The following is a 4346-nucleotide window of genomic DNA, read 5'->3' on the forward strand; positions in this document are numbered from 1 at the left end:
CGGACGCCCGTTCCGCCGAAGCGCTGGAGCCGCAGCAATTGCGCCGCGTCGAGCTGCCCGGCCCGGACCGGGTGAGCGCGCTTGCCGCCAGTCCGGACGGCAAGCTGGCGGCAGTGGCCACCGAATACGGCCAGGTACTGGTCCTGGACGCCGACAGCGCGCAGCTCCGCCGGCTCTCCGGCACCGACCACGGGGCGATCAGCGATCTGGTCTTCTCGCCGGATTCCCGCTGGATCCTGTGGGCCGAGCCCGTGACCGCGGAGGGCACCCGCACGCGTCTCCGGCTGGCCCGGGCCGACGGCACCGGCGGCATCGTCGACGTGACCGACGGGCGCTTCCGCGACCATGGTCCGGCGTTCACCCCGGACGGCAAGTTCGCCGCGTTCCTCTCCGAACGGAGCTTCGATCCGGTCTATTCCACCCACAGCTTCGACCTGGGTTTTCCCGAATCGACCAAGCCGTTCCTGGTGGCCCTGGCCGCCGCCACGTCTTCGCCGTTCGGCCCGTCGGTGCACGGCACGCTGCCGGATGCGCCGCCGTCGGCCGGGAAGGATCACGACGGATCCCCGAACGGGGAGGACCAGGCCACGCCCGCCGTCGCCGACATGGTGGTGGACGCCGAACGGCTGGGCGAGCGGATCATCCCGGTCCCGGTCCGGCAGGGCCGCTACACCGACCTCAGCGCGGTAGACGGAGCCCTGCTGTGGCTGGCCAGTGACCCCGCCGGTGTCACCGGAGAGGGCCGTGCGTCGGCGGAGGAGCCGGAGCAGTCCCAGCGGCTGGAACGGTTCGACCTCTCCCGCCGGGAGGTTTCCGTGCTGGTGCCGGCGCTGGATTCCTACGAGGTGTCCCAAGACCGCAAGCGGATCGTGTACGTGCACAAGGCGCAGGTGAAGGCCGTGCCGGCCGCAGGCAAGGTCGACGACGACTCGCCCGAGAGCGTGCAGGTCGACCTGGGTCGGATCCGGGTCACGCTCGAACCGCTCAAGGTCTGGGGCCAGGCGTTCGACGAGGCCTGGCGGCTGCAGCGCGACTTCTACTGGGCCGAGGACCTGGCCGGGCTGGACTGGCAAGGCGTCTACGACCGTTACCGGCCCCTGGTCGAGCGGCTTGGATCGCACGACGACCTGGTGGACCTGCTCTGGGAGCTGCACGGCGAACTCGGCACCTCGCACGCCTACGTTTCGCCCCCGCCGGTCGCCGAGCCCGGCTCCGGGAAACAGGGACGGCTCGGCGCCGACCTGGCGCGGACCGAGGCGGGCTGGACCGTGCAGAGGATCCTCGCCGGCGAATCGTCGGACCCGCTGGCGATGTCTCCGCTGACAGCTCCGGGCGCAGCCGTCGACCCGGGGGACGTGATCGCGGCGGTGGACGGCATCCCCGTGGACCCGCTGGCAGGCCCGGCGCCGCTGCTGGCCGGGGCGGCCGGCAAGACGGTCGAGCTCACCATCGTCAACGGGGCGGGCAGCCCGGAAGCCGGCCTGCAGCGGCGGATCGCCGTGATACCCATCCGCGACGAAGAGCGGCTCCGGTACCAGAACTGGGTCTCCGGGAACCGCCGCAATGTCCGCGAGGCATCGAACGGACGCTTCGGTTACCTCCACATTCCTGACATGGTGGCGCGCGGCTGGGCACAACTGCACCGCGACCTGGACGTGGAGACCGCCAAGGACGCGCTCGTCATCGACGTACGGCGCAACCGCGGCGGCCATACCTCCCAGCTGGTTGCCGAGTTGATCGGCCGGAAGGTCACCGCCTGGAACCTCGCCCGCGGCGAGCAACCGGGCACGTACCCGGCCCACGCGCCGCGGGGCCCCGTCGTCGTCCTCACGGATGAATACGCCGGGTCCGACGGCGACATCATCACCCAGGTGAGCAAGCTGCGCGGAATCGGCCCCGTGGTCGGGACGCGGACCTGGGGCGGGGTGGTCGGCATCGACGCGAAGTTCTCGCTGGCCGACGGCACCGGTGTCACGCAGCCGCGGTACGCGTTCTGGTTCACGCAGGGCGTGGGCTGGGGCGTGGAGAACTACGGGGTGGATCCGGACATCGAGGTGCCGTTCCCGCCGCATGCGTACGGGGCGGGGGAGGACCCGCAGCTGGAGCACAGCGTCGGCATCCTCAAGGAGATGCTGGGCGAGCTGCCGACCGACCAGCCGCCGGCGCGGGCCGGTTATCCCGTGCTGCGCCCCGGACCGCTGCCGCCGCGTCCGCAGGAGGCCGGCTGAGGGCCGGGCCGAACATTGAAGAACCCCGGGCACACCGAAGGTGCCCGGGGTTCTTCGACGAAGACTGGAGTGCTAGCCGGCCAGGGTGGCATCAATCGTGATGCTCGGCACGGAGGCCAGGGCGCCGGAAACCGGACAGGTGTCCTTGGCCCCGGAGGCCAGGCGCTGGAAGTCGTCCTCGCTGATCCCGGGGACGGTCGCGTTCACGGTCAGGCGAATCTCGGTAATGCCGGTGCCCGGCACGAAATCCACGGCCGCCGAGGTCTTAATGCTCTCGGCGGTGGTCCCGTTTTCCTTAAGCATGTTGCTGAACTGCATCGAGTAGCAGGTGGCGTGGGCGGCAGCCAGCAGTTCTTCGGGGCTGGTCTTTCCTTCGGACTGGTCCGCACGTGCCTTCCAGGTGACATCGTAGGTGCCGATCCCGGACGTTTCGAACGTAGTCTGGCCGGCGCCGCTAAACAGGTCGCCGTTCCACTCGGTGCTGGCAGAACGTGTTGTAGCCATATGTCCTCCTTGGTTGATGTACAGGATTCGTTTTCCGCCGGTCCCGGCCAAAGGCGGCCGGTGCCGTCTTCCTCATCCTAGGGGAGTTGCGCCGGACTGTCCGGCGGCACCGGTTAAAGCCACCGCGGCCGGCCCCGGGGCGGGGCCGGCCGCAGCGTGCACATTCGTAAGGTCAGTTCCAGAGGGTCGCGATGGCGACGTTCAGCAGCGCCAGGCCGCCCACGGAATGGGCCAGGCCGGTTGAAATCGGTTCGCCGGCCTTGTACTTGCGGCGGCCGATGAACGCGAGGACACCCACGACGAGCCCGATGACCAGCTTGACGGTCAGCTTCACGTAGTCGGCGTCGATGGCCAGGGCCGGAATCAGGCCCATCATGATGACGCCGGTGATCAGCTGGAGGGCGGCGCCGTCGAACTGGCGGGGGTGGACGGTGGGCTTCTTCATGTTGCCGATCCAGATGCCGACGATCATGGCAGCACCGACGATGTGCAGGAAGACGAAAATGTTGTAAAGGATGTCCATAGGCCCAGCTTATCGGCCGGGGAGGCACGCAGATCCGCGCCATGCCGCGGCGGGACGGGTATTTCTACCTGACGTAGTAGCGGCCGGCGGGCCGAGGGGGGCAAAGCACGGCGGCGGGCTGCGTCCACTGGGAACGCAGCCCGCCGCTCATCCGTGCGTCGCGCGGGGCAGGCCGGCTAGAGGCCCAGGTCCGCCTCGAACTGTCCGGCTTCCAGACGCGCCCGCAGTGTCTGCAGGAAACGGCCGGCATCCGCGCCGTCGACCAGACGGTGGTCGTAGGTCAGGGACAGGTACATCATCGAGCGAATCGCGATCGAATCGTCGCCGTTCTCATCCTGGACCACCATGGGCCGCTTGACGATGGCGCCGGTACCGAGGATTCCCACCTGCGGCTGGTTGATGATCGGCGTGTCGAACAGGGCGCCGACGCTGCCGATGTTGGTGATCGAGAAGGTACCGCCGGAGAGCTCGTCGGGAGCGATCTTGTTGCTGCGGGTACGTGCGGCAACATCGGCGATCTTGCCCGCCAGGCCGGCCAGGTTCAGGCTGCCGGCGTCGTTGATCACCGGGACCAGCAGGCCCTTGTCGGTGTCCACCGCAATCGCCAGGTGCTCTGCGTTGTGGTAGGTGATCTCCTGCTTTTCCTCGTCGTACTCGGCGTTCAGCTTCGGATGCTGCTTGAGCGCCTCCGCGACGGCCTTGGCGATGAAGGGCAGGTACGTCAGCTTGACGCCGTTCTGCTCCTGGAAGGACTTCTTGGCACGCTCGCGCAGCTTCGCCACCTTGGTCATGTCGACCTCGTGGACCTGGGTGAGCTGGGTGGAAGCGTCCAGCGATTCGCGCATCCGGCGGGCGATCACCTGGCGGATCCGCGGTGCCTTCTCGACGGTGCCGCGCTTGGCCGAGGCCGCGGCGTCCGCCGGAGCCTTCGCGGCGGCTGCCGGTGCTGCGGCCGGCTTGGCGGATTCGGCCGCCTCCAGCACGTCCTGCTTGCGGATGCGTCCACCCACGCCGGTGCCCTTGACGGCGGACAGGTCCACGCCGTGCTGGTTGGCCAGCTTGCGGACCAGCGGGGTGACGTAGCCGGCGTC

At 69.1% G+C, this 4346-nt stretch carries 4 protein-coding genes; 1 reads left to right on the forward strand and 3 read right to left on the reverse strand.

From position 1 onward, the window contains the following. The coding region (locus AC5RV2_RS15140) for a S41 family peptidase (RefSeq protein WP_494093017.1) at nucleotides 1-2228 on the forward strand (2228 nt) is incomplete at its 5' end. A 72-nt stretch (nucleotides 2229-2300) separates the two neighbouring features. On the opposite strand, the gene AC5RV2_RS15145 is transcribed toward AC5RV2_RS15140, so the two are convergent. From AC5RV2_RS15145 to sucB, 3 genes are all read right to left on the reverse strand, one after another. After that, nucleotides 2301-2732, reverse strand: a complete 432-nt coding sequence (locus tag AC5RV2_RS15145) for an OsmC family peroxiredoxin (RefSeq protein WP_493987444.1) — start codon at nucleotides 2730-2732, stop codon at nucleotides 2301-2303. Between the two features lie 172 nt (nucleotides 2733-2904). Next, a complete protein-coding gene (locus tag AC5RV2_RS15150) occupies nucleotides 2905-3255 on the reverse strand; it encodes a hypothetical protein (RefSeq protein ID WP_494093018.1) in 351 nt (116 codons plus the stop codon). A gap of 176 nt (nucleotides 3256-3431) precedes the next feature. Further along, a partial coding sequence (gene sucB / locus AC5RV2_RS15155; RefSeq protein WP_494093019.1) for a 2-oxoglutarate dehydrogenase, E2 component, dihydrolipoamide succinyltransferase occupies nucleotides 3432-4346 on the reverse strand: 915 nt, incomplete at its 5' end.

This window comes from Arthrobacter sp. Y3225116 (assembly GCF_059091245.1).